We start from the raw sequence: 23,198 nt of genomic DNA, 5'->3' as shown, positions 1-23,198 counted from the left end.
AAATGGTAGAACAAGATTTCCAAAGTAAAACTAAACAATTGATTGATGACTTAAAATCAACATGTGCCCGTAACGGTTTAGGTAATGACGCGAGTGAATTTAAGATCATTACTCAGGTATTCTTGTATAAGCTATTGAACGATAAGTTCACCTACGAAACGAAACAAATTGAACCCAAGCTGGAAAGCAGTGATAACTGGGAACAAGCGTTTATCGCACTAAACGATGATGAGCGAGAAATGCTGGCGATGCAGCTGCCAGCTGATGCTGCAGAGCTAAAACAAGAGCACTTCATTTCAACCTTATTTGCGAAACAAAATGAAGCCGACTTCGCTAAGTTGTTCGATGACACATTGCGTGATATTTCTATGCTCAACAGTGATACTTTCTCAGTAATGACCGACTCTGGAGAGAAGGTCGCTCTATTCGAATCTATCAGTGAGTACGTGACCGTTAGTAAGCGTGATGATTTCTGTCGCGCAATCATTAATAGCATTGCTGAGTTTAGCTTTGAGCGTATTTTTACCCAAAAGTATGACTTCTATGCCGTGATCTTTGAATACCTAATCAAAGACTACAACAGCAATTCAGGTGGCAAATATGCTGAGTACTACACGCCTCATGCCGTTGCTCGTATTATGGCTAACATTCTTGTACCAGAAGAGCAGCAAGGAAAAGTCAGTAATGTAAGTTGTTACGACCCATCGGCAGGGTCTGGTACGTTGTTGATGAATGTGGCACACGCCATTGGTGAAAGCAGATGCTCAATATTTACTCAGGATATCTCGAAGAAATCATCGAATTTATTACGGTTGAACTTAATCCTAAACAATTTGGTACATTCAATTCCTAATGTGATTGAAGGTGACACTATGCGTCATCCTCACCACAAAGATGGCGCCGTCTTAAAGCAGTTTGATTACATCGTTTCTAACCCACCATTTAAGCTTGATTTTAGTGATATCCACGAAGAGCTGGAGGGGAAGGATCATAAAAAACGCTTCTTTGCTGGCGTACCTAAAGTACCAGCAAAAGCCAAAGATAAGATGGCAATCTACCAATTATTTTTACAGCATATCGTTTCATCATTAAAACCTGGTGGGAAAGCGGCGGTAGTATTGCCAACAGGTTTCGTTACCGCTCAGTCCGGTATTGACAAGAAAATCCGTCAATACTTAGTCGATAAAAAAATGCTGGCTGGTGTAGTGTCGATGCCAGCCAACATTTTTGCCACCACAGGTACTAACGTTTCTATCCTGTTTATCGATGATACTAATAAAGATAAAGTGGTTTTGATTGATGCATCTAACCTCGGTAAAAAGGTAAAAGAAGGAAAAAACCAAAAGACGGTGCTAACGGTCGAAGAAGAGCAGCAAATTATTGATGTATTTAAAGCTAAAGAAGCCGTGGACGATTTCTCTGTTGTAGTTGATTATGCCGATATTGAAGCCAAAAACCATAGCCTAAGTGCTGGACAGTATTTTGAAGCGAAAATTGAATATGCTGATATTAGCAAAGAACAGTTTGCTGAAGAGATACAGAGGATTACAAGTAATCTAGATAACTTATTTAAAGATTCGGCAGAATTAGAATTAAATATAAAGCAGCAACTGTCAGGGTTAAAGTATGATCTTTAATGAGTCTAAGTATAACGAACATTGGCAAGATAAAAAGTTGTCTGACTTAGGTGCCTTTCGACGTGGGAAATCACGTCATCGACCTCGTAATGATCCTAAACTTTTTGAGAATGGTATATACCCATTAGTGCAAACGGGCGAGGTTAAGAGTACAGAACTTTACATTCGTAGCCACAGTGCAGCTTATAGTGAACTTGGTTTAGCTCAAAGCGCTATTTGGCCAGAAAATACCTTGTGTATAACCATTGCAGCAAATATAGCTGAAACAGCTCTTTTAGGTTATCCAATGTGTTTTCCTGATAGTGTAGTTGGCTTTAATGCTGATTCAGAAGAATCTTCTGAGCTTTTTATGCATTATGTGTTCACGTATATCAGAAAAGCGATTCAAAACTCTGCAAGTGGAAGCATCCAAGACAACATTAATATTGATTACCTAACAGCGCTAAGATTTAAAGTACCTGTTAAGACTTATCAAGATAAAATCGTTGAAGTACTTTCTTTACTAGACAAAAAACTTGAACTTAATAATCGTATACATAGCGAACTAGAAGCTATGGTAAAAATTGTCTATGACTACTGGTTCGTACAGTTTGATTTTCCGGATACAGACGGAAAGCCTTACAAAACATCTGGCGGGAAGATGGTTTATAACGAAGGGTTGAAACGCGAAATCCCTAATGGTTGGCAAGTAAAGGAGTTATCTGAAATCGCTACAATTAAGGCAGGTGGTGATAAGCCAAAGGTGTTTTCTGAAGAAGTTACTCTTAAATGCTCAGTTCCAATTTACTCAAATGGAGTTAAAGACTATGGACTCTATGGCTACACGGATCAAGCTAAGATAAAAGAGCCGAGTGTAACTATATCCGCAAGAGGGACTATTGGAGTTAGCTTTTTAAGAATGATTCCATTTGTACCAATCATTAGGCTTATTGTTGTTACGCCAAACGATCAGGCCTACTTAAAATATATAGACGAATACATAAAGTCTATAGAGTTTGATAACTCGGGTTCAGTCCAGAGGCAATTGACTGCCCCCCAAGTTTCTCGACAAAAGATAATATTGCCATACAAAGACCTACTAGAAAAGTTCGTGTGTGTAACATCGAATGGCGTAAGTAAAATTGAAAATATTAAAGCAGAGAATAGTGAGCTGATTAAGCTAAGAGATTGGCTTCTCCCAATGCTAATGAATGGTCAAGTTACGGTGAAATGATGAATGTTGCGTATCGGCTATTGCTCACTGTTACCGCAACTTCTTTGTTGTTGATGATCTTTGTGGTGCAGAAGGGCTACACGTTAGGTTACTTTTTTGATAAGTGCACATACTTAGCCACCTTGCCGAACGCAATTTCATACATTATTTACCTCCTAATACCAATCTCGTTAAGTGGGCTGAGTATTTTCTTCAGTCAATACCTTGGTAAAGATGAGTTCAAAGCGGGACAGGTGGTTGAGGTTGAACATGCTAATAACAGCTTTCTTCCTAGCTACTTAGGCTACTTTTTTGTTGCATTAAGTATCGGCAACTGGGAAACCTTGTTTTTTGTCTATGGTGTCCTGTTCGTGTTTACTTTCTTATCACAGGCGCTTTACTTCAACCCACTATTTTTATTGTTTGGATTTGAGTTCTACAACATCACAACGAAAAATGGTGCAACCATCTTTTTGATAAGCCGAGAGCGCTATAAAACACCAGGTGATATAGTGATAGGCAAAGCTTATCGTATTAATAATTATACATTTATTGAGCGAGGGTAATCGTGGATTCAGTACTGACTAAAGTTAAAGGTCGCAATAAAAAGAATGTCTTTAAGTTGCTTTCCGACGAAACACTGTTCGAGGAGTTGCTCGTTACTGATGATGCCTGTGTCGATTATGCCCCTGACCACAACCTAGACGAGGATTCGTGGTTTAAAATCGATAACTTTAGTCAACAGCCATACTGTCTTGATATTCTTAAAGTCGATTTTGATTCAAAAGATTATGACGACCTTCCAAAAGCTAAGTTCAAAGATATTGTTCAGCTTTATGCTATTCAAGGCGATGATTTTTATTTTCAAAAAATAACGCCTTCTCTTTTTGTTACCAAGAAGATGATTGCATTCGGCGAAGCCGCGGAGCTTGAAAGTACTGAAAAGCGTTTGGTAGTTAATCAAGTGGCTGATGCTGTCTACTACAAAGCGCAGGATAAGTTAGTATTTAAGAGCCTAACGACAATATCTAGCATCTTTAAAGGCATTGATGAGCTCTACAAAGAAGCTACAAAAGAAGAGGTTGAAAGGTTCTTAGAAGAGGACTTTATCGAACTTTCTGATGGCTATGATACGTCTAAAGTATCGAAGCCTAATCGTAAACGTATCGCATTGGCAATGGGTACACTGGCGGCATTACCAGTGGAAGAGCGAGATCAAATGTACTCGTATATTCATAGTTACTGTGAGCAAAAGTTAACGTTCGATAAAGAAAACAGTAAGTTTGAAATCAACTCAGACGATGAGCTCAAATATTTGCTCTACGGTATTGAACAGCGTTTTTACACTACACCTTTAGGGCATGAAAAGCGTTTGGCTAACTCTGTACAGGCTATGGATTAATACTCTTTTAAGAGTAGTGTTGTTTATTTTCTTAGGTTAAGGGTTCTAATGGCTTACAAAAGAGCAGATATCAGAGAGCAAAAACTTATCTATCACATTACAGATATAATGAATCTTGATTCGATATTAAGTGAAGGTATAAAGCCAAGGTGTGAACTTGCTGGTTTTTCTGATGTTGCAGATCCGGAGATACTTGAGAAAAGAAAGCGGTTAAACCTTGATGAGAAAGTTCCTTTTCATTTTTTTGCCAATAACCCTTTTGACGGAGGCGTTGTCAAAGCCAATCCAACAAAGGCATTTGTTATCCTCGGCATTTTGAGAGCTCATTCTAAATCACAAAATTGGGAAGTAATCCCCCGTCATCCGTTAGCGAATGAATTAATCTCGTTAATGACATACGATGAAGGAATGGAAGCTATTGATTGGGGCGCAATGAATACACGGGACTACAGTGATGCAAATAGCAAGAGTGTTTGTATGGCTGAATGCCTTGCTCCTGGAATTGTAAATGCGGACCACATTTATACCATTTTTGTTAAAACAGATGATTGTGAAGCTAGAGTGACTAAAATGGTAAGACAGTACAAGTTAAGCTTATACGTCAATAAACGCCCCAACATGTTTCCAAGAGTTATGACATGACAGTAAAAGTTTCACACATCACACATATTGATAACCTCGGTAGTATCTTACAACAATCATGTCTGTGGTCTGATGATAAGCGTCTTGAACTAGGGTTAGTGAATCAGAATATAGGTTATAACCATATTAAACAGCGCCGTCTTGTACGGCCTGTAAATGTGGCTGCTGGCGGAACTATCGGTCAGTATGTGCCTTTTAACTTCTGTCCTCGTTCTGTCATGCTGTTTGTTATCTATAAGGGGCACCCTGATTTTCAAGGTGGTCAAGACCGAGTGCTACACTTAATTAGTGATACAGATACTATTCGTTTTAGCAATCAGCATTGTTTCTTCACCGACATCCATGCAGATTTAGATTATGCCGAGCAGATTGATGACTTTGATCGGATTGGTGAACTGGATATTCAGCGGATTATTAATGAGAAGTACTGGCAAGATTTTAAAGAAGAAAAGCAAGCTGAGTTCTTAGCTTTTGAATCAGTGCAATGGACCACAATTAAGCAAATTGGCGTTAAGACGGAAGCTATTGCAGGTGAGGTCAATGCCCTGCTTCAGGCTGAACAGCATAAGCCAGAGGTTGTCATACGACCTGAATGGTATTACTAGAGGTTACTATGATCACTTATCAGACAGGTAATATTTTGCATGATCAGGCTGACGCTATCATCAACACCGTAAATACGGTAGGCGTGATGGGGAAAGGCTTAGCTCTGCAATTTAAAAAAGCATTTCCTGATAACTTTAAAGTTTATAAGAAAGCATGTGATGATAAATCTCTCGTCATAGGGCAAGTATTATCCGTACCCCTAAACTCAATCAGTGCACCATTTTATGTGATTAATTTTCCAACAAAAGCACATTGGAAAGGCCGCTCTAAGCTTGAATTTATAGAGCAAGGTTTAAAGAGCTTGAAAGCAGAAGTAAAGCGCTTAGAACTTAAATCGGTCGCTATCCCAGCATTAGGTAGTGGTTTGGGAGGATTACCTTGGCAACAAGTCGAGTTACTCATTAAAGAACATTTAGCTGATATGCCTGATGTTGAATGGCGGATCTACCCACCACAAGCAGCACCTAAAGCAGAAGCTATGCTAAATAAAACTAAACGACCTGCTATGACAACGGGCCGAGCGGCTGTGCTTGGCTTGATAGAGCGCTATGTGTCAACGGGATTTGGTTATCGCTTATCTTTACTTGAAGTACAGAAGCTCGTGTACTTTCTAACAGCGGTTGGTGAGCCATTAAACAAGGTTGTCTTTCAAAAGCATCACTATGGTCCTTATGCTGATGTACTTCGTCATGTGCTCGATAAAATGGAAGGCCATTTTATTTCAGGTTATGCCGATGGTCTAAATAAGCCTGAAACACCGATTGAGCTTAAAGGCGATGCTGTAATTGAGGCTCTTAATTATCTTGAGCAGCATACAGAGACCAAACAGCGCTTTGATAAGGTTGCCAAGCTAATAGAAGGGTTTGAGTCTCAAAATGGTATGGAGTTACTATCAACCGTTCATTGGGTGATAACACAAGAGCTTAAGTCATCAAATATTGATGGTGATGAATTAGTGGCAAAAGTGCATAGTTGGAACCCTCGTAAAGCCAGAATGAAGTCGGTGCATATCCTTGCAGCCTTACGAAGGCTACAAGAGCAAAACTGGTTGTCTTATAAGGCACCCGCAATGCTATAAACTAGGTAAGTTGTAATTAAATTGGTTTAAATTAGCTTGTCTATGCTTAAAGCAAGCTGCAACAGTGCTGTAGTTCGCTCTTCCAAATAATCATACTGGTCATAAATACCTTCAACCCCCTTTAACTTGTGATTCAAGCATCTCTCGGCCACATGGCCGGGAGTGCCTTGTTTTGCCAGTAGCGTGCGGCACGTGCGGCGTAGGTCATGTACAGTAAAGTGCGGCATGTCGCCCATCAAGTTAGGCGGCTGTTTCTTTTTCCCTGCTTCATGTCCAAATAACTTAGTGATTGCCCTGTTTAGCGTATCCGGCCCCATGTGAGGGCTCTTACTGGCTCGCCTGCTAGGAAATACATACTCAGAACCAAAACTCCTTACTCTCAATTCCTCAAACCATTTCAATACTTCTGGTGCTAATGGAATAGTAAAGCCGACATTAGTTTTACTGCGCTCCTTTGGTAAGTGCCATAAGCCTTCCTCTAGATTAAATTCGTCCCATTTTGCTTCACACAATTCAGATTTACGCACACCTAAACAAACCAATAATGCACAAGCTAGGTAGTTATCGCGGCTAAAGTTAGTGCTGTTCTCTCTAGCGATACTGAAGAACTGTTTCAATTCATCTTCAGTCAAGAAACGATCTTTACTTTGTTCTATGCCGCCAGCATCCCTCACAGTAAATGCAGAGGCCGGATTACCTTGAAGAAGGTCTAGCTTCATTCCGTGATTAAATAACTGTTTACAGTGACCTAGAGCGTCATTGGCTATAGTCGGGCGACCAGAGTCATTAATCGCAGTGATTGTTGTGCGAATATCACGTGCGGTAATCTTATCGAGAGGGATGTCACCTATGTGTGGTGCTATATCTTTAGTGTAAACACGTTTGGGGATATTAGGGTGTTTAAGGCGCTTAACTAAGGTGGGGTACCAATCTTCGAATAAGTCATTAACGGTTTTAATGCTTTCCTGTTCGGCACGTTTGCGTTGTATGAGGGGATCAAAGCCTTCTCTCACTTGTTTCATTTTAGTGGCGGCTTCGAGGCGAGCGTTAGATAAGGAAAGGTCATTGACCTTACCAAGCGTCATTTCACGGCGCTTTTTATTAGAGGTAAAGCGTAGCATCCAGCTTGCAGTACCTGACGCTGGAACCACTAGGTATAAGCCTTCACCATCAGCATGGCGTTGTGTTCTCTCGCCACCAGCCTTAATGAGCGCTTCTACTTTCTTTACGGACAACTTAGCCATAACTCACCTCTAATCGTACCTGATCTTGGTGAATACTTTCTTACCCACCACCTATCTTGATGGTAAGTCTATCATACCCACCACATTAACCACCAGTTGGTGGTGGTTAATAATGTATTAAAGAATACATTGGTGGAAAGTGCTTTTATCTAAGTTATTGTATTTTAATGATGTAAGTGCAGTTAAATACAAGTATAACTATTATTCAATGTTCTGGATCTGCTCACGCATCTGTTCGATAAGAACTTTAAGCTCAACGCCCGATGCTGTGATGTCTGTGCTGATAGACTTAGATGCTAGCGTGTTTGATTCACGGTTGAACTCTTGCATCATGAAGTCAAGTTTACGGCCACAAGCGCCACCTTTCTTCAATACTACATTCGCTTCTTTCACGTGAGAGTCTAGGCGGTCTAGTTCTTCTGCTACGTCTGACTTCTGAGCCAGTAGGATAAGCTCTTGCTCAACGCGAGAACCTTCCAGTTCGATTTTCGCATCTTCAAATTTGGTAAGAAGACGCTCACGTTGCCACTCTAGGATCTCAGGCATGCGTGCACGAACTTTAACGACTTCTTCAGTGATTGCATCTAAACGCTGAACGATGAGCGCTTTCATGTTTTCGCCTTCACGAGCACGAGCGTCAATGAACTCTGCGATGGCATCGTTGAATGCTTCAAGTAGATCTTTGTTGATGGCATCCATGTCTTGTTCTGGCGTTTCCATTACGCCAGGCCAGTTCATGATTTGGAATGGGTTCAAACGGCTGTCTTCACCTGTCATCGTCATTACTTGGTTAGCAGCATTGATTACTTGCTGAGCCAAACCTTCGTTAATGCTTAGCTCGCCTTTCGCTGCTGGGTTTGCTTCAAAACGTAGGTTACATTCAACCTTGCCGCGAGCTAGACGCTTACGGAAACGCTCGCGTAGGATTGGCTCTAAACCACGGAACTGTTCAGGCATACGGAAGTAAGTTTCTAGGTAGCGTTGGTTTACACTACGGATTTCCCATACTGCTGTACCCCAATCGCCTTTTACTTCTTTGCGCGCGTACGCGGTCATACTATAAATCATCGAATTTTCCTGTCTTTTATCATTCTGAAAATAACGCGCACGCATAGTATCACGATATGGTGTGCTCCCGAAGCTTGTCGATTTTCCGTTATAAATAGCCTTCACGGTAAGTATCTTTGAGTCGTAAGTCGCCTTAAGTAGTAGGCCACTTTGAATGGTAAATAGATTTGAAAGATAAACTGCTATATAATCTTGCCCCAATCAAAACTGTCTCACCCCTTTCTTAGGTGATGCACTCTTTCGATAGTAAATCACTTCAGACTGTTAATAAGGTAGATACCAATGCGTCCAAATGACCGCGCTGTAGATCAAATTCGTCCAATTAAAATTACTCGTAACTACACTGCTTATGCTGAAGGTTCTGTATTAGTTGAGTTCGGCAACACTAAAGTTCTATGTAATGCGACGGTAGAAGAAAACGTACCGCGTTGGTTGAAAGGCCAAGGAAAGGGTTGGGTAACGGCTGAATACGGCATGCTTCCACGTGCGACGCACACTCGTAACCGTCGTGAAGCGGCGAGCGGTAAGCAAGGTGGTCGTACGATGGAAATCCAACGTCTGATCGCGCGTAGCCTACGTGCTGTTGTTGATCTGAAAGTAATGGGTGAAATCATGATCACTGTCGATTGTGATGTTATCCAAGCTGACGGCGGTACTCGTACTGCTTCTATTTCAGGTGCAAGCGTTGCAATGGCTGATGCTATCAACAGCTTACTAGCAAGCGGTAAACTGAAAAAGAACCCAATGAAAGGCCACGTAGCGGCAGTTTCAGTGGGCATCGTTGGTGCACAAGCACTGTGTGACCTTGAGTACGTTGAAGACTCAGCAGCCGATACCGACATGAACGTTGTAATGACGGAAGACGGTAAGATGATTGAGATTCAAGGCACCGCAGAAGGCGAACCGTTCAGTCACGAAGAGCTGATGCAGCTTTTAGCTCTGGCGAATAAGGGCATTACTGATATCGTCGAAGCGCAGAAGTCGGCGTTAGCAGAATAGTTTTTAATAGCTCCCAATTTGGGGGCTATTTTTTTGTCTGTAAAACTCGAAAGGGTAGTGCAGAGCGTAAGTTAAGTTTTATTGAATAAACGTAGAGGAAAAACATGAAAGCATATCAACGTGAATTTATTGAATTTGCACTAGAGAAAGAAGTACTTAAGTTTGGTGAGTTTACTTTAAAGTCTGGCCGTAAGAGCCCTTACTTCTTTAATGCTGGATTGTTTAATACAGGTCGTGATCTAGCACGCTTAGGTCGCTTCTACGCAGCAGCATTAGCAGATTCAGGTATTGAGTTCGATGTACTATTTGGTCCTGCGTACAAGGGTATCCCAATCGCAACAACAACAGCGGTTGCACTAGCGGATCACCATGATGTGGACACGCCTTACTGCTTCAACCGTAAAGAAGCGAAAAACCACGGTGAAGGTGGCAACCTAGTGGGTAGCGAACTTGAAGGTCGCATCATGTTAGTGGATGACGTGATCACTGCTGGTACTGCGATTCGTGAGTCGATGGAAATCATCCAAGCAAACGGCGCTGATTTAGCGGGTGTGCTTGTTGCTATCGACCGTCAAGAGAAGGGCAAAGGAGAGTTGTCTGCGATTCAGGAAGTAGAGCGCGACTTCGGCTGTGCGATTATCTCAATCGTTAGCCTGACTGATTTAGTGACTTTTCTTGAAGAGAAAGGCACAGACGCAGCACATCTTGATTCAGTAAAAGCGTACCGAACTCAATACGGAATCTAATTCGTAAACTGAAGAAGTTGAACCTAATGGTTTAGTGCCTTAGGTTTAGAGCTTAAAAAAGAAAAATGCCCGAGAGATGAAACTCTTTCGGGCATTTTTTTACTTAAATCTTATTGGACAGAACAAGGCTCGCTTACTTGTAACGAATGCCTTTTTCCGCCTCTGGATCTTCCATGGTTTTGAAGCGCTTGTGTAGCCACATCCATTGTTCTGGGGCTCTTAAGATAATCTTCTCAAGATAGCGGTTCATATACGCTGCTGCCGCTTTTTCATCTTTCTGCGGATAGTTATCTTCGATTGATTCGTCGGCCATGATTTCATATTTTCCGTCGGCATTTCTAAAGCCAGACCCAATAACGACCGCGCATCGACTGGTGTAAGCCAAAATGCTGGTTCCAGTGGTGGTGCTTGCATCCTCTACTGCAAAGAAAGGTACGAATACAGATTTATTGCGACCGTAGTCATGATCAGGGAGATAGAATAGGCGATCTCCGTTACGCAGAACACGTATCATCTTTTTCACATCTTTACGATCAATAGTCAGATTGCCATTGTGGGTTCGGCCCCAAAACTGAATAAGGTTATATACAGCGTTGTTGTGTGGGCGATACACGCCATATCCATGTTGTCCGAGTACGGCAAAAGCGCGAGCGGTAATTTCAAGGTTGAGAGCGTGCACACAACAAAGTAGAACGCCTTTACCGTTTTTGCTATGCGATCTCATTACTGCAGTATCTTTATCAACCAGCAACATTTTAAATCGCCACGTAGGCCAAAACCAAGTAATGCCGGTTTCAATCAACGCTAATCCAGTATTTTTGAAGTTTTCTTTAACTAATTGATTTATTTCTTCTATGGGCTTTTCAGGAAAGGCTAGCTCCATATTACGAGTTGCAATATCAACCCGTTTTTTACCAAAACGCACGCCTAGTAAGCCAAGTCGCTGCCCTAAGGAGAGCAACACACGGTAAGGTAGCAGGTTAACAATTAGAGCCAACAACCCAAAGCCTAGCCATACGGGCCAGTATTTAGGGTGCAGCAGTAAGAGTGAAAATTCAGGCTTATCATATGTGGTTTTGTTCATATATTTGGCTTAATGCTGATTACTATTCGATTTGTGCACTCAGAAGTGCCCAATACTCTTCAAAGTTCGCTGTCGGTTGATATTTGAAGTCCGAGCGAACAAATCGATTTAAACTTCCTTCAACCTGACCTAACAATTGAGCCGCTAAGATTTTTTCATCAACCGGGAATGACTTCCCTTCGCGAAGCTTTCTTTCTCGTAGAATTTGACGAAGTTGCGTCTCAATACGTTCGAAAAGCTGATTGATGCGATCGCGCAGGCGTTCATTTTCAAACATTAGAGCATGACCAGACAAAATTCGAGTCAGGCCTGGGTTACGTTCTGAGAAAACCAAGATAAGTTGTAGCACTAGGCGTATGCGCTCTAGTGTGTCTTTCTCTTCATCTAGAATACGGTTGATTCGAGACATCAACGCTTCTTCAATGAACTCGATCAAGCCTTCAAACATGCGAGCTTTGCTTGGGAAGTGGCGGTATAAAGCAGCTTCAGAAACACCAACTTGCTTGGCCAACTTTACCGTTGTGATACGAGAAGCACCTTCGGTCGATTCCAACATTTGTGCTAGAGCTTGCAGGATTTCTTCACGACGGTTTGATTTTCGAGTACCGGCCATCTATTTACTTCCTTTCCTAAAGATGAGGATTGAGTGAAGCAGGATTATAAACACCATTCAATTCTGTTCCTAGTTTTGTAAGACCTAGGTCAACAGAATCGAGAGGTGTCAGCGTATTGTCAGGGTAAAATTGTGCGTTTATACGTCAATAAGCTGTTGGATCTGATTAAGGATCTGGAAACCAAGAGAGTCTTTGCTATCTAGAGGTAGAGATTTATCGCCACCTTTCCAATAAAGGTGCAACTCATTACTACTACTATTAAAGCCTTGGCCTTCGACAGAGACATCGTTAGCACAAATCATATCGAGGTTCTTTCTTTCCAATTTTCCGCGCGCATACTTCTCGACATCTTGAGTTTCTGCTGCGAAGCCGACAGTAAATGGACGATCTTCAGTCATTGAGGCAACGGAAGCCACAATGTCTGGGTTCTTAACCATTTGAATGGTCATGTCATCTTTACTATCGACTTTTTTAAGCTTCTGGTCTGCAATGGTCTCTGGGCGGTAATCGGCAACCGCAGCGCAGCTGATGAAAATATCATGCTGAGCAGCATTGGCATTCACGGCATCAAACATCTGTTGTGCGCTGTCTACATCAATGCGATTAACCTGATTTGGTGTCGCGAGTGATACAGGGCCACTAATTAGAGTTACCGTAGCACCTTGTTTCGCGGCCGCTTCAGCCAGTGCATAGCCCATCTTGCCCGAGCTATGATTGGTAATGTAACGAACTGGGTCGATCGCTTCGCGAGTTGGACCCGCAGTAATTAACACCGAACGGCCAGTCAGAGGTTTAGGTTGGAAGAAGTCTTCACAACGATGGACCAGTTGCATTGGCTCTAACATACGCCCCATACCAACATCGCCACAGGCCTGTTCACCAGCTGCCGGGCCCCAGATTTCACATCCACGACGTTTTAGCGTTGCGATGTTCTCTTGAGTTGCAGGGTGGCTGTACATTTGTTGGTTCATTGCTGGGGATACCGCAACTGGCGCATCGGTTGCTAAAACCAAAGTGGTCAGTAGGTCGTTACCCATGCCTGCGGTCATGCGCGCAATAAGGTCTGCGGTTGCGGGTGCTAATAAGACTAGGTCAGCCCATTTCGCCAGTTCGATGTGTCCCATGGAAGCTTCAGCAGCAGGATCAAGTAAACTATCAGACACTGGCCTTCCAGAGACAGCTTGCATGGTGAGAGGAGTAATGAACTCCTTAGCCGCATTAGTCATGACGACTTGTACCTGCGCACCACGTTCGATTAAGCGTCGAGTCAGTTCGGCACATTTATAAGCTGCGATACCACCACTAATGCCAAGTAGGATTTTTTTTCCAGCTAGGCCTTGTTGGTCAGCGTTATCCAGTTGATTAACCAATGTTTGCATGATTCTGTTCCTTAATTTCTCTGGGACTAACGATATCAGAACAAAGGATTAGTGCCTAGAAGCAGAATTGGAACAGGTTTGACACTCATCAAGTTGATGTTATCAAACTTATCAATTACACGGTTTTGCTAGGCATTAGTCTTCTTTATAACGCTGTGGAAGCTCTCCGTAGACAAACGGATTAGGCTGATGGATCGTATTCATCACCTTAGATAGCCTTTATATGCCTATAAGTAAAATGCCTGTTGAGTCGATGCCAAGAGAAAAGTTACTGAGTAGAGGCCCCGACTCCTTAAGTGATGCGGAGTTGTTAGCGATATTTCTTCGAACGGGCACACAAGGAATGAATGTTTTAGAGCTATCAGACAAGTTGATCAAAGATTTTGGTTCGCTTCGCCATCTTTTTTCTGCAACGGAGGCCGAGTTTTGTGCCCATAAAGGGATGGGGCAGGCGAAATATGTCCAGTTGCAGGCTGTTTTGGAGATGACGCAACGTTATTTGGCCGAGACTTTATCTCGAGGGGATGCACTCACTAGCCCAAGCCATACCAAGTTGTATCTTTCGAGTATATTGCGTGATCGCCAGCGAGAAGCCTTCTATATATTGTTCCTAGATAATCAAAATAGGGTAATAAAGGATGAAGTGATGTTTGAAGGAACCATTGATGCAGCATCGGTATACCCGAGAGAAGTGGTTAAACGGGCACTTCATCATAATGCAGCAGCATTAATCCTAGCGCACAACCATCCTTCCGGTGTCGCAGAGCCAAGCCAAGCAGATAGGCGAATTACACGTAGATTAACCGACGCATTGGCACTAGTGGACATCCGAATTCTCGACCATTTTGTCGTTGGAGATGGCGAAGTTATCTCTTTTGCAGAGCGCGGATGGATTTGAATCACATTTTAGGTTGTTAGTTGCGTTAAATCTGCTATCATTCCGCCCACATTTTAGAACCTTAAATCAGCTCTGATTACTCAAATAGCTGCCCTGTTCAAAAAAAGATCACGAAATCCTTAAAAAGGATCTGTTCGGGTCTTGAGCAATGCATGTCAAGTTAGTATAATACGCGACCTTTGATAGCCTTGAATGGATTTTCCATTATGGTTTTTACCTCTATTTTCAGAATTGATAGAGAGGTTCGGCCACCAAGGTTGATATCGAGCTGAAACGATTTGGAGAGACATTCATGTCCCGAGTATGTCAAGTAACTGGTAAGCGTCCAGTAACGGGTAACAACCGTTCACACGCACGCAATGCTACCAAGCGTCGTTTTCTGCCGAACCTACAAACTCACCGTTTCTGGGTAGAGAGCGAAAAACGTTTTGTTAAACTACGTCTAACTGCTAAAGGCATGCGTATTATTGATAAGAAAGGCATCGATGCTGTTCTTGTTGATATCCGTGCACGTGGCGAAAACGTTTAAGAGGAATTAAGCAATGGCTAAAGGCATTCGTGAGAAAATCCGTCTAGTATCTTCTGCTGGAACTGGTCACTTCTACACAACTGACAAGAACAAGCGTAACATGCCAGGCAAATTTGAGATCAAAAAGTTTGATCCAGTAGTTCGCCAGCACGTTATGTACAAAGAAGCTAAAATCAAGTAATTGATAGCCCCTTTGTCTCTTCTTTTATAGAAGAATAAATTAAAAACCCAGCTTATAGCTGGGTTTTTTTATATCTAGAATTTGAGTAACTCAATTATTATTGTTTGATATAGAGTCTGATAGATAGAAAACCGTACAACATAGAAAGTATTGCCACTTTCACGATATACTGATTACTCAATAGGTTAGATGAGCAGAATCAGATGAGATATCGTGGACGTCGATGGAACAACATACTCATGTTCAGTGTGATCGCTTTTATTGGGGTGTTAAATCTTCCAACTTTGATCAAAACGTACCTTATCGAGCCTGAACCTGAAGTTAAGGTCAGCGGTTCTTATCCTTCTCTTTTAAATCCAGCAGCTGAGCTTCAAGCTTTGCATTTTGCTAATTGGTCAATTGTACTCGAAGACGATCATTGGGCTTATCAATTTAAAGACACAGTGCTTCCTCAAACTACCAGTGCACAAGAGTTGTCACAGAGATGGCAGGAACTTGTGGGCACCGAAGTTGACTCTCAAACCTATACCGATCTCTCACCACAATTGAATACCCCGCACACCATTGAGGTGTGGTATCAAGATCAAGAAGAGCCACAGCGTATTACCTATTATCAACTTGCTGAGTTTTGGTTGCTAAAAAACTGGAATGATCAGTGGCTGGCGGTTTCTATTGAACAGAGTTACTTGTTTCCAAGCTTTGGCTCAGAAGATTCATTTAAGTCAGACAAGCTATCTATATCAGACAAACCATCTCTATCGGACGATTAACTATGCCTGAATTACCCGAAGTTGAAGTAAGCCGCATGGGGATCTCGCCTCATTTAGTTGGCGAGACGATTAAAACGCTTACCTTTCGAACTCCAAAGCTGCGTTGGGAGATCCCACAAGAGCTTAAAAAGCTAGAAGGGCAGATGATTCGCTCGATCTCTCGTCGAGCAAAGTATTTATTGATTGAGACAGATACAGGCACCGCTATTGTACATCTTGGTATGTCTGGTTCACTACGAGTGTTAGATGCAGACTTCCCAGCAGCAAAGCACGATCACGTGGATCTTAAGCTCACCAATGGCAAGGTTCTGCGTTATAACGATCCGCGTCGCTTTGGTGCGTGGTTATGGTCGGCGCCTGATGAGTTACATACTGTATTACTGGGTTCTGGCCCTGAGCCACTAACTGACGACTTCAACGCAGATTACATTGCTGAGAAAGCAGAAAAGCGTAAGGTTGCCGTCAAACAGTTCATTATGGACAACAAAGTCGTGGTCGGTGTCGGAAATATCTACGCCAATGAAGCGCTATTTTCTTCACGTATTAGCCCTTTGCGTCCTGCAAGCAAAGTGACAAAACAAGAGTGGATCTTGTTAACCAAAGAGATCAAACAAGTGCTCGTAACAGCGATCAGGCAGGGCGGAACAACCTTAAAAGACTTTGCCCAAGCGGATGGAAAACCGGGCTATTTCGCTCAAGAGCTACAGGTTTATGGTAAAGCTGGTGAACAGTGTCCTAACTGTGAAGAGCTGATTCAGGAACTTAAAATAGGGCAAAGGAACACGTTTTATTGCTCTCGTTGCCAGGTATAGATGTGTAGGTCTCAATACAGAGGTTGAGATCACTTGAAGCTGTGTCTAGGGCTCTTTATCTGTTAAAATTACCGATACTCTTTTGATTTACAGTTTGAATTATGTCGTCTTCATTTCTAAAGGCAGAGTCTATATCTAGAGCTTTGTTGCTAATTCCTTACCTATGGTTAGCTATTGGTATTATTTGGATGCCTCAGGGCAACAAACCTTTGGTCGCTTTGGTTTTGGTTGCAGCTATCGCCCAGTTAGCGGTAAAGGGCTTTTCTCAGGTTAAAGAAAATCTGAAAACTAATATGTGGTTATGGGGCGTGTGGCTCGCTTTGATGTTCACCATTGTTAGCTACATAACTTATGGGGCAAGTTCTCAAGAATTAAGAGGTTTATTATTGGCACTTGTTTTGCTGATCGTGCTTCCTCAGTCGCATATAGTAGATATTCGTTGGGTTCAATATTTATTATTTTCAGCAGCTTTGGCTTGTTGGGTATTATCTTGTTGGTATTCTATTATCGAACCTACCCCGCGAGGTCATTGGCCGGTGAACCCGATTCCATTAGCTATACACCAAGGCCTCGTTTCTGTGCTTTCCATTGGCGCACTGTTGACGACATTTAAAGGAAAACGAAGCGGTTTACTTACCGTCAGTGCCATCATCTCTGGCTTATCGGTATTGTTAACCCAGTCAAGGGGGGGGATCTTAGCTCTCGCTTGTTGTTACCTTTTGGTGGCGGTTAGTGTTCTCGTTCAAAAAAAGGGCAGTTTTAAAATTATCGTTATATCCTTTTTAGTGCTCTTCGGTTCAGCGTTATTGGCTAAGGATGCACTTATCAAACGATATCAAGAAACGGAGGCCGAATTTTATCAAATGAACCATGGCAATCGAGATACTTCGATTGGTTTAAGGCTACAAATGTACCAAGCAGGTTTGGAGCTCTTTGCTAGTCACCCCGTGTTAGGTCATGGAGAATTCACACGTGAGTATGCAGAAGAGAACCTAACTGGTTATACTCCGACCGGCTATCATTTTATCTCACAAGCACATTTACATAATAACTATATTGATAAACTGGCTCGTTCAGGGGTGATCGGTTTTATATTTTTGTTATATTTACTTTTTTACCCAATTTATTTTGGAATAAAAAAGCATCCGCAATGTGTTTGGCTATTGAGCTTACCCGCAATTTATTATGCTTTGACCAGTGTCACCGATTCGCCGTTTAGAAATGGCGACACCACGGTTGCCTATTTGGTTGTGATCGGCACACTCATGCACTATGCAAGTAGGAAGGTTAAGGTTGAAATGCATTACAGTAATGATAACGAAATATAAGCAAGCACGATGAAATTATTCTATTATCTAAAACATGCCTTGCTCTCTGTCGCACCTCGTTTGTACTTTTCAAAACAGTTTGAAAAGCTGGAAAAGTCATATTTTGATCAAGCTGATTATATCAAAAGCAGAGTCAATTATTACGTCAAAGGACTCAATAGCTTTGATAAGGCGAGTTTAAACTGTGAAATACAGAATTACACTCGAAAAGGCTACACGTCTTATTACTTTGATCTTAAAGAGTTCCTTCATTATTTTCCTAAGAACTTTCGTTTCAGTTACTACTTTGGTGATGAAACGCATATAGAACCTGTTCCCACATTGTTTAAAGCTCGACCTATCCATGGGAATAATAGTAATTCTGTACTCTTCAAGTTAGATAAGCGTCGTCATTTTCGGTTCCTAAACGATAACTTGAGCTTTACCGATAAACAAAATATGGCAGTATTTCGCGGTGCTGTAACTCAACCGCATAGAATTCGTTTTATGGAAACCTTGTATGGTCATCCACTGATGAATGCTGGCCAATCGAACGCTTCAGAACAACATCCAGAATGGCAACAGCCATTTATGACAGTCGAAGAGCAGCTTCAGTACAAATTCATTATTTGCCTTGAAGGGAACGATGTTGCATCGAACTTGAAATGGGCAATGTCTTCAAACTCGCTTGTCATTACTCCAAAAATGAAGTTTGAAACGTGGTTTATGGAAGGCACTCTGCAACCCGGCATACACTATGTAGAGGTGAAGGATGATTGGTCGGATTTTGAGCAAAAAATGCAATACTATTTAGACAACCCTAAAGAGTCTGAGCAGATAATCAAAAATGCGCATGAATATCTTGCTCCTTTTCAAGATGAACAATTAGAAAAGTTGGTTTGTATTAAAACACTTGAAGAATATTTTAGACTATCTGGCCAAGCGATTAACGAACACGCTATGAACGAGCAAGACAAATGAAAATTCTGATTATTGGCCCATCATGGGTTGGAGACATGGTCATGTCTCAAGGCTTATATATTGAGTTGCAGAAGCAGTACCCTGACGCAAAAATTGATGTTTTAGCGCCAGCATGGTGTAAGCCTATTTTGGAAAGAATGCCACAAGTCAATCAAGCTCTTGAAATGCCATTAGGACATGGTCAGTTTGATCTGAAGTCTCGTTATAGAATCGGTAAATTATTGAGGGAAGTGCAGTACGACAAAGCGTACGTATTACCCAACTCTGCGAAATCCGCTTTAATTCCCTTGTTTGCACGCGTCCCTGAACGAGTCGGTTGGAAAGGTGAAATGCGTTTTGGTTTGCTTAATGACGTTAGAACCAATAAAAAAGCATTTCAATACATGTTAGAGCGATATGTAGCGTTGGCGCACTCTAAAGCTGAAATGACGGGTAGTGGCTGTTTGGGTGAATTGTCACAATTACCTTTTCCAAGTCTACAAGTTGTCGATTCCAGCCAACAATCAGCTATGGAGCAATTTGGTTTAAATAATCAAAGACCGGTCCTTGGTTTATGTCCTGGTGCTGAGTTTGGCCCGGCGAAACGTTGGCCTGATAATCACTTTGCAACAGCAGCGACAGCGATGATAAAGCAAGGTTACCAAGTGTGGTTGTTTGGCTCAGCTAAAGATCGAGAAGTAACCCAAAAGATAATCGAACAAGTCCCTGTTAATATGCAGCAGCATTGCTTCAATTTAGCTGGAGATACGAGCTTAATTCAGGCCGTAGACTTGATCGGGGCTTGTCGTACTGTCGTTAGCAATGATTCTGGGTTGATGCATGTGGCCGCGGCGGTTGGCTGTAATGTCGTGGCTGTCTATGGCTCTAGCTCACCTAAATATACGCCTCCGCTAACCAACAAACTGGCAATCATCAATACTGATATTGAGTGCCGACCTTGCTTTGAACGAACTTGTCCCAAGCAGCATCTAAAGTGCCTAACTGAGTTAATGCCGAGTAGAGTAATTAGTGCTATTGAGCAGTTTGATGTTATTTCCCAAGGCAAAATATAAATAAGGTCGTTATATGAGCATCGTCGTTCGTTGGGCCTATACCGCGCTACTTTTCTTTGTTAGCCCTATTCTGCTTTGGGGCTTATATCGCTCCAAAGCAAACAAACCGCCTTTTGGTCATCGCTGGAAAGAGCATTTCGGATTTACACCGCCGATTAAGAATAGACAGTCGGGTGTGATTTGGATTCATGCCGTTTCAGTAGGGGAAGTGCTGGCGAGTAAAAAGTTAGTTGAACAACTGGCGATACAAAACCCAGATAAAAGAATACTGATCACTACAACAACGAGTACAGGCGCTGAGCAGGTAGAAAAGATGAGTGGTTCGATTAGCCACCGCTATATGCCTATTGATTTTGGTTGGTGTGTTCAAGGTTTTATCAACCGCATTCAGCCAGATAACATGCTCATTATTGAAACGGAATTATGGCCAAACACCATTAACACCGTTGCTAAAAATGATATTCCGATGATATTAGTTAATGGACGATTATCAGAAAAATCAGTCAGTAATTATCAAAAAATGAGTTCGTTAATTTATCCGACAATCTCTAAGTTAAGCTTAATGTTGACGGTACACTCTGATGATAAATCTCGATTTGAGTTGCTAGGTGCGCCGAGCGAAAAAGTCATTGTCACAGGCTCAATTAAGTACGATGTGTCGATTGATAATAATATAATCGCACAAGGCGAGAATCTTAAAGATATTTTGGGACAGGGTAGGCAGATTGTTGTCGCCGCGAGCACTCATGCGGGCGAAGATGAACAAATTTTTAGAGCTTACCAACAAGCCAAAATCCAACTGCCAGAATTGCTGTTAGTGATAGTGCCTCGTCATCCTGAACGGTTTGATTCGGTTGCTGAATTGGCCAAAAACCAAGATTTACTTTTAGTGCGTCGAACCGAAGTTGTTGACGACGTACCGCTTGATGTTGATGTCTACCTAGGAGATACGATGGGAGAGCTTATGGTTATGCTTTCTGCGAGTGATCTTGTTTTTATGGGAGGAAGCCTACTTGGAAAGAAAGTAGGAGGGCATAACTTCATCGAACCGGCGCTGCTTCAAAAATACTGCTTAACAGGGCCGAGCTACTTCAATTTTTCCGATCTAGCGAATCAATTGATCGAGTCAAGCGCATTGTCTGTTGTAGCCGATGAGAATGAGCTTGCTTTACAAATGATCAGTGCATTATCCAAGCCTAAAGAGTTAATTGAAAAAGGGCGAATAGGCTATGGTATAGTTCAACAGAATCAAGGTGCGTTACAACAAACACTCCAATTGATACATCATTCAGCCACCAACAATCAGTCAACCAATATTGAGACATCACCATGATCAAAACTTTTGTTATTCATGTAAGCAAAGGCTACGAAGAACGTAGAAAACATATAGATAAGCACCTGCCAGAAGTGGGCATCACTGATTACGAATATATGTTAGCTGGTGATATCGATGATCTATCTGATGACGTTAGAAATGGTTTTTTTGACGACTCACTGAGGCTTCCCGAGAAATCTTGCTTTTATAAGCACTACTTAGTGATGAAAAAAGTCGTAGAAGAACAAATTCCACAAGTATTAGTGCTAGAAGATGATGCTTTTTTAAATAGCGATTTTATTGAGCAACTAGAAGCTTTCCAAAATGAACTTCGTGGTGAAGAAAAGTATCTTGTAAATATTGAAGAGGCATCGAGCTTAGTACCTGCATCAGTAAGAGTTCCAAATCAACATCTGTACTTGTGTAAAACGAACAAGCTTACTGGTGGTTTGCTTTATGATCTTAGTTTTGCTCGTGCAATGGTAGAGCATATGGAAAGCAATATAACTGACGCACCTATTGATGGTTATATTGGTAATGAGCGAACGACATTAGAGTACAATATTTTTTGGACACACCCACCTTTGGTTCGTCAGGGCAGTAAAACCGGTGCATTTGATAGTGAGTTGAGTGGTAGAACCTCAGGACTTTATGCGACGGTTAGAAGTTGGTTTAAAGAGGGATACCGAACTCATGTTCGAAGCCATGTCAGCAGCAAGCACAAAGCACTTTTTAAAAATATTACGAAGTACTAAATTATGAAATCAGAATTGGCTAAAAAACACTTAACATTTGTCATTTATGGCAATGATAGAACTTACTATCAAGGCGCAAGATTTTGCATTTTGTCTTTTTTAGCCAATTGGGTTGAGGCAAATGGAACTAGGCCTGAAATTTCTGTTCTAGCAGAAGAGCCTGAGCACTTCGCTAATATGCCAATTAAAGTGTTTCCGATATCGCCAGCTCAAAAGGCTGAATGGAGTCTAGACAATACTTATCACTTCAGAATCAAGAACCGCGGCTTAAAATATCTTTGTGATAATTTAGAGTTGAGCCCTGAAGATAAACTGCTTTTTTTAGATACAGATACGTACTTTAACGTGCCAACAAACGTTTATTTCGACTCTATATCGGATAAAAACGCGTTACTGTTTTGCTCAGAAGTGAATATCAATACCTTACCAAGCACCAATGAGTATGCACATATCCGAGATAGAGATATAAAACTCATGGATGGCAGTGTTTATCGCACTAATCCAGACTCAGTTATGTGGGCGTCGGCAGTCATTGGCATTTCAGGGAAGCACGTGTCGGCTTTTGATGAGGCCGATGTGTTGATCCAAGCGTTACGTCAAGAGGGCTGTGAGGCACATACTTTAGAACAGTTTGCGTTATCTGAAGCGCTCTCTACACAGGTGAAGATAGAACCAGCGAAAGCTTGGCTCAATCACTATTCAACGAGTGGACGAAAAGACTGGGCAAGAACGGTGTTGGAACAGTTCTTCGAAGCGCATGGAGATAAGCCGTTTGAAGAGCAAATACGCTTAGCTAAAGATGTGTCCTTCAAACGTCCTCTTGCTGAAGTGATTCGAGGGCATATCTATAAAAAGAAAAAGAAAATTCGTAAGTTCTTTGGTTTGAAAGAAGAATAAATCACAGGCC

General features: G+C 41.8%; 25 protein-coding genes. 20 read left to right on the top strand and 5 right to left on the bottom strand.

The window, feature by feature from the left end; all coding sequences use genetic code 11:
- Positions 1 to 2: 2 nt before the first annotated feature.
- The 7 genes from AB6D07_RS01405 to AB6D07_RS01375 are packed head-to-tail and all read left to right on the top strand — an operon-like array spanning position 3 to position 6,557.
- Positions 3 to 1,637, top strand: a complete 1,635-nt coding sequence (locus AB6D07_RS01405) for a class I SAM-dependent DNA methyltransferase (protein ID WP_017102415.1) — start codon at positions 3 to 5, stop codon at positions 1,635 to 1,637.
- Complete coding sequence (locus AB6D07_RS01400) at positions 1,627 to 2,850, top strand: restriction endonuclease subunit S (RefSeq protein WP_017102414.1); 1,224 nt, start codon at positions 1,627 to 1,629, stop codon at positions 2,848 to 2,850. The genes AB6D07_RS01405 and AB6D07_RS01400 overlap by 11 nt, the downstream gene beginning before the upstream one ends.
- Positions 2,850 to 3,395 carry a hypothetical protein gene (locus tag AB6D07_RS01395; protein WP_017102413.1) on the top strand — a complete coding sequence of 182 codons (546 nt, stop codon included), beginning with the start codon at positions 2,850 to 2,852 and terminating at the stop codon, positions 3,393 to 3,395. Before AB6D07_RS01400 ends, AB6D07_RS01395 begins: the two co-directional genes overlap by 1 nt.
- Positions 3,396 to 3,397: 2 nt before the next feature.
- Positions 3,398 to 4,231, top strand: coding sequence for a hypothetical protein (locus AB6D07_RS01390; RefSeq protein ID WP_017102412.1), 834 nt, complete (start codon positions 3,398 to 3,400; stop codon positions 4,229 to 4,231).
- 48 nt (positions 4,232 to 4,279) lie between these two features.
- Positions 4,280 to 4,873 (top strand): DarT ssDNA thymidine ADP-ribosyltransferase family protein, encoded by a 594-nt coding sequence (locus tag AB6D07_RS01385; RefSeq protein WP_017102411.1) that lies wholly within the window; start codon positions 4,280 to 4,282, stop codon positions 4,871 to 4,873.
- Positions 4,870 to 5,478 (top strand): DUF4433 domain-containing protein, encoded by a 609-nt coding sequence (locus AB6D07_RS01380; protein ID WP_017102410.1) that lies wholly within the window; start codon positions 4,870 to 4,872, stop codon positions 5,476 to 5,478. Before AB6D07_RS01385 ends, AB6D07_RS01380 begins: the two co-directional genes overlap by 4 nt.
- 8 nt (positions 5,479 to 5,486) lie before the next feature.
- Complete coding sequence (locus AB6D07_RS01375; protein ID WP_017102409.1) at positions 5,487 to 6,557, top strand: macro domain-containing protein; 1,071 nt, start codon at positions 5,487 to 5,489, stop codon at positions 6,555 to 6,557.
- Between the two features lie 26 nt (positions 6,558 to 6,583).
- Here the strand turns inward: AB6D07_RS01375 and AB6D07_RS01370 are convergent, their stop codons facing one another.
- Together AB6D07_RS01370 and AB6D07_RS01365 are read right to left on the bottom strand one after the other, a co-directional pair.
- Positions 6,584 to 7,801 (bottom strand): site-specific integrase, encoded by a 1,218-nt coding sequence (locus AB6D07_RS01370; RefSeq protein ID WP_017102408.1) that lies wholly within the window; start codon positions 7,799 to 7,801, stop codon positions 6,584 to 6,586.
- Positions 7,802 to 8,002: 201 nt separating this feature from the next.
- Complete coding sequence (locus AB6D07_RS01365; protein WP_009847984.1) at positions 8,003 to 8,869, bottom strand: YicC/YloC family endoribonuclease; 867 nt, start codon at positions 8,867 to 8,869, stop codon at positions 8,003 to 8,005.
- 282 nt (positions 8,870 to 9,151) lie between these two features.
- Here AB6D07_RS01365 and rph point away from each other — a divergent pair, with 282 nt between their 5' ends.
- Both rph and pyrE read left to right on the top strand, forming a co-directional pair.
- On the top strand, positions 9,152 to 9,868 hold the full coding sequence (gene rph / locus AB6D07_RS01360) for a ribonuclease PH (RefSeq protein WP_017097394.1): 717 nt from the start codon (positions 9,152 to 9,154) through the stop codon (positions 9,866 to 9,868).
- Between the two features lie 104 nt (positions 9,869 to 9,972).
- Positions 9,973 to 10,614 (top strand): orotate phosphoribosyltransferase, encoded by a 642-nt coding sequence (gene pyrE, locus AB6D07_RS01355; RefSeq protein ID WP_009847982.1) that lies wholly within the window; start codon positions 9,973 to 9,975, stop codon positions 10,612 to 10,614.
- A gap of 133 nt (positions 10,615 to 10,747) precedes the next feature.
- On the opposite strand, the gene lpxL is transcribed toward pyrE, so the two are convergent.
- From lpxL to coaBC, 3 genes are all read right to left on the bottom strand, one after another.
- On the bottom strand, positions 10,748 to 11,698 hold the full coding sequence (gene lpxL, locus AB6D07_RS01350; RefSeq protein ID WP_017100199.1) for an LpxL/LpxP family Kdo(2)-lipid IV(A) lauroyl/palmitoleoyl acyltransferase: 951 nt from the start codon (positions 11,696 to 11,698) through the stop codon (positions 10,748 to 10,750).
- Between the two features lie 22 nt (positions 11,699 to 11,720).
- Positions 11,721 to 12,311, bottom strand: coding sequence for a nucleoid occlusion factor SlmA (gene slmA / locus AB6D07_RS01345; protein WP_017100198.1), 591 nt, complete (start codon positions 12,309 to 12,311; stop codon positions 11,721 to 11,723).
- Positions 12,312 to 12,449: 138 nt separating this feature from the next.
- Positions 12,450 to 13,691 carry a bifunctional phosphopantothenoylcysteine decarboxylase/phosphopantothenate--cysteine ligase CoaBC gene (gene coaBC / locus AB6D07_RS01340; protein WP_017102407.1) on the bottom strand — a complete coding sequence of 414 codons (1,242 nt, stop codon included), beginning with the start codon at positions 13,689 to 13,691 and terminating at the stop codon, positions 12,450 to 12,452.
- Between the two features lie 223 nt (positions 13,692 to 13,914).
- Between coaBC and radC the strand changes: the two genes are divergently transcribed.
- From radC to AB6D07_RS01285, 11 genes are all read left to right on the top strand, one after another.
- Entirely contained in the window at positions 13,915 to 14,589 is a 675-nt protein-coding gene (radC, locus tag AB6D07_RS01335) for a DNA repair protein RadC (protein ID WP_012603038.1), read from the top strand.
- A 292-nt stretch (positions 14,590 to 14,881) separates the two neighbouring features.
- Positions 14,882 to 15,118 carry a 50S ribosomal protein L28 gene (gene rpmB, locus AB6D07_RS01330; RefSeq protein WP_004728407.1) on the top strand — a complete coding sequence of 79 codons (237 nt, stop codon included), beginning with the start codon at positions 14,882 to 14,884 and terminating at the stop codon, positions 15,116 to 15,118.
- Positions 15,119 to 15,131: 13 nt separating this feature from the next.
- Positions 15,132 to 15,299: a 50S ribosomal protein L33 gene (rpmG, locus tag AB6D07_RS01325; RefSeq protein WP_002535344.1), complete on the top strand. Its 168-nt coding sequence runs from the start codon at positions 15,132 to 15,134 to the stop codon at positions 15,297 to 15,299.
- 203 nt (positions 15,300 to 15,502) lie between these two features.
- Positions 15,503 to 16,069 (top strand): hypothetical protein, encoded by a 567-nt coding sequence (locus AB6D07_RS01320; protein WP_017102406.1) that lies wholly within the window; start codon positions 15,503 to 15,505, stop codon positions 16,067 to 16,069.
- Between the two features lie 2 nt (positions 16,070 to 16,071).
- Positions 16,072 to 16,881, top strand: coding sequence for a bifunctional DNA-formamidopyrimidine glycosylase/DNA-(apurinic or apyrimidinic site) lyase (mutM, locus tag AB6D07_RS01315; RefSeq protein ID WP_017100196.1), 810 nt, complete (start codon positions 16,072 to 16,074; stop codon positions 16,879 to 16,881).
- A gap of 101 nt (positions 16,882 to 16,982) precedes the next feature.
- A complete protein-coding gene (locus tag AB6D07_RS01310; RefSeq protein WP_102579992.1) occupies positions 16,983 to 18,209 on the top strand; it encodes an O-antigen ligase in 1,227 nt (408 codons plus the stop codon).
- A 9-nt stretch (positions 18,210 to 18,218) separates the two neighbouring features.
- Positions 18,219 to 19,169 carry a glycosyl transferase family 90 gene (locus tag AB6D07_RS01305; RefSeq protein ID WP_017102404.1) on the top strand — a complete coding sequence of 317 codons (951 nt, stop codon included), beginning with the start codon at positions 18,219 to 18,221 and terminating at the stop codon, positions 19,167 to 19,169.
- Entirely contained in the window at positions 19,166 to 20,221 is a 1,056-nt protein-coding gene (gene waaF, locus AB6D07_RS01300) for a lipopolysaccharide heptosyltransferase II (RefSeq protein WP_017100193.1), read from the top strand. Before AB6D07_RS01305 ends, waaF begins: the two co-directional genes overlap by 4 nt.
- 13 nt (positions 20,222 to 20,234) lie before the next feature.
- The gene (gene waaA / locus AB6D07_RS01295) at positions 20,235 to 21,554 is read left to right on the top strand and encodes a lipid IV(A) 3-deoxy-D-manno-octulosonic acid transferase (RefSeq protein ID WP_017102403.1); all 1,320 of its coding nucleotides are present in this window, start codon (positions 20,235 to 20,237) and stop codon (positions 21,552 to 21,554) included.
- Positions 21,551 to 22,291, top strand: coding sequence for a glycosyltransferase family 25 protein (locus tag AB6D07_RS01290; protein WP_017097386.1), 741 nt, complete (start codon positions 21,551 to 21,553; stop codon positions 22,289 to 22,291). Before waaA ends, AB6D07_RS01290 begins: the two co-directional genes overlap by 4 nt.
- Positions 22,292 to 22,294: 3 nt before the next feature.
- Positions 22,295 to 23,188: a hypothetical protein gene (locus tag AB6D07_RS01285; RefSeq protein ID WP_017100191.1), complete on the top strand. Its 894-nt coding sequence runs from the start codon at positions 22,295 to 22,297 to the stop codon at positions 23,186 to 23,188.
- Positions 23,189 to 23,198: the final 10 nt, after the last annotated feature.

The sequence above is a fragment of the Vibrio sp. 10N.239.312.C11 genome, from assembly GCF_041466065.1.
Lineage (GTDB): Bacteria > Pseudomonadota > Gammaproteobacteria > Enterobacterales > Vibrionaceae > Vibrio > Vibrio tasmaniensis_A.
The sequence above is the reverse complement of the archived record's forward strand: the minus strand, read 5'-3'. Positions and strand labels throughout refer to the sequence as shown.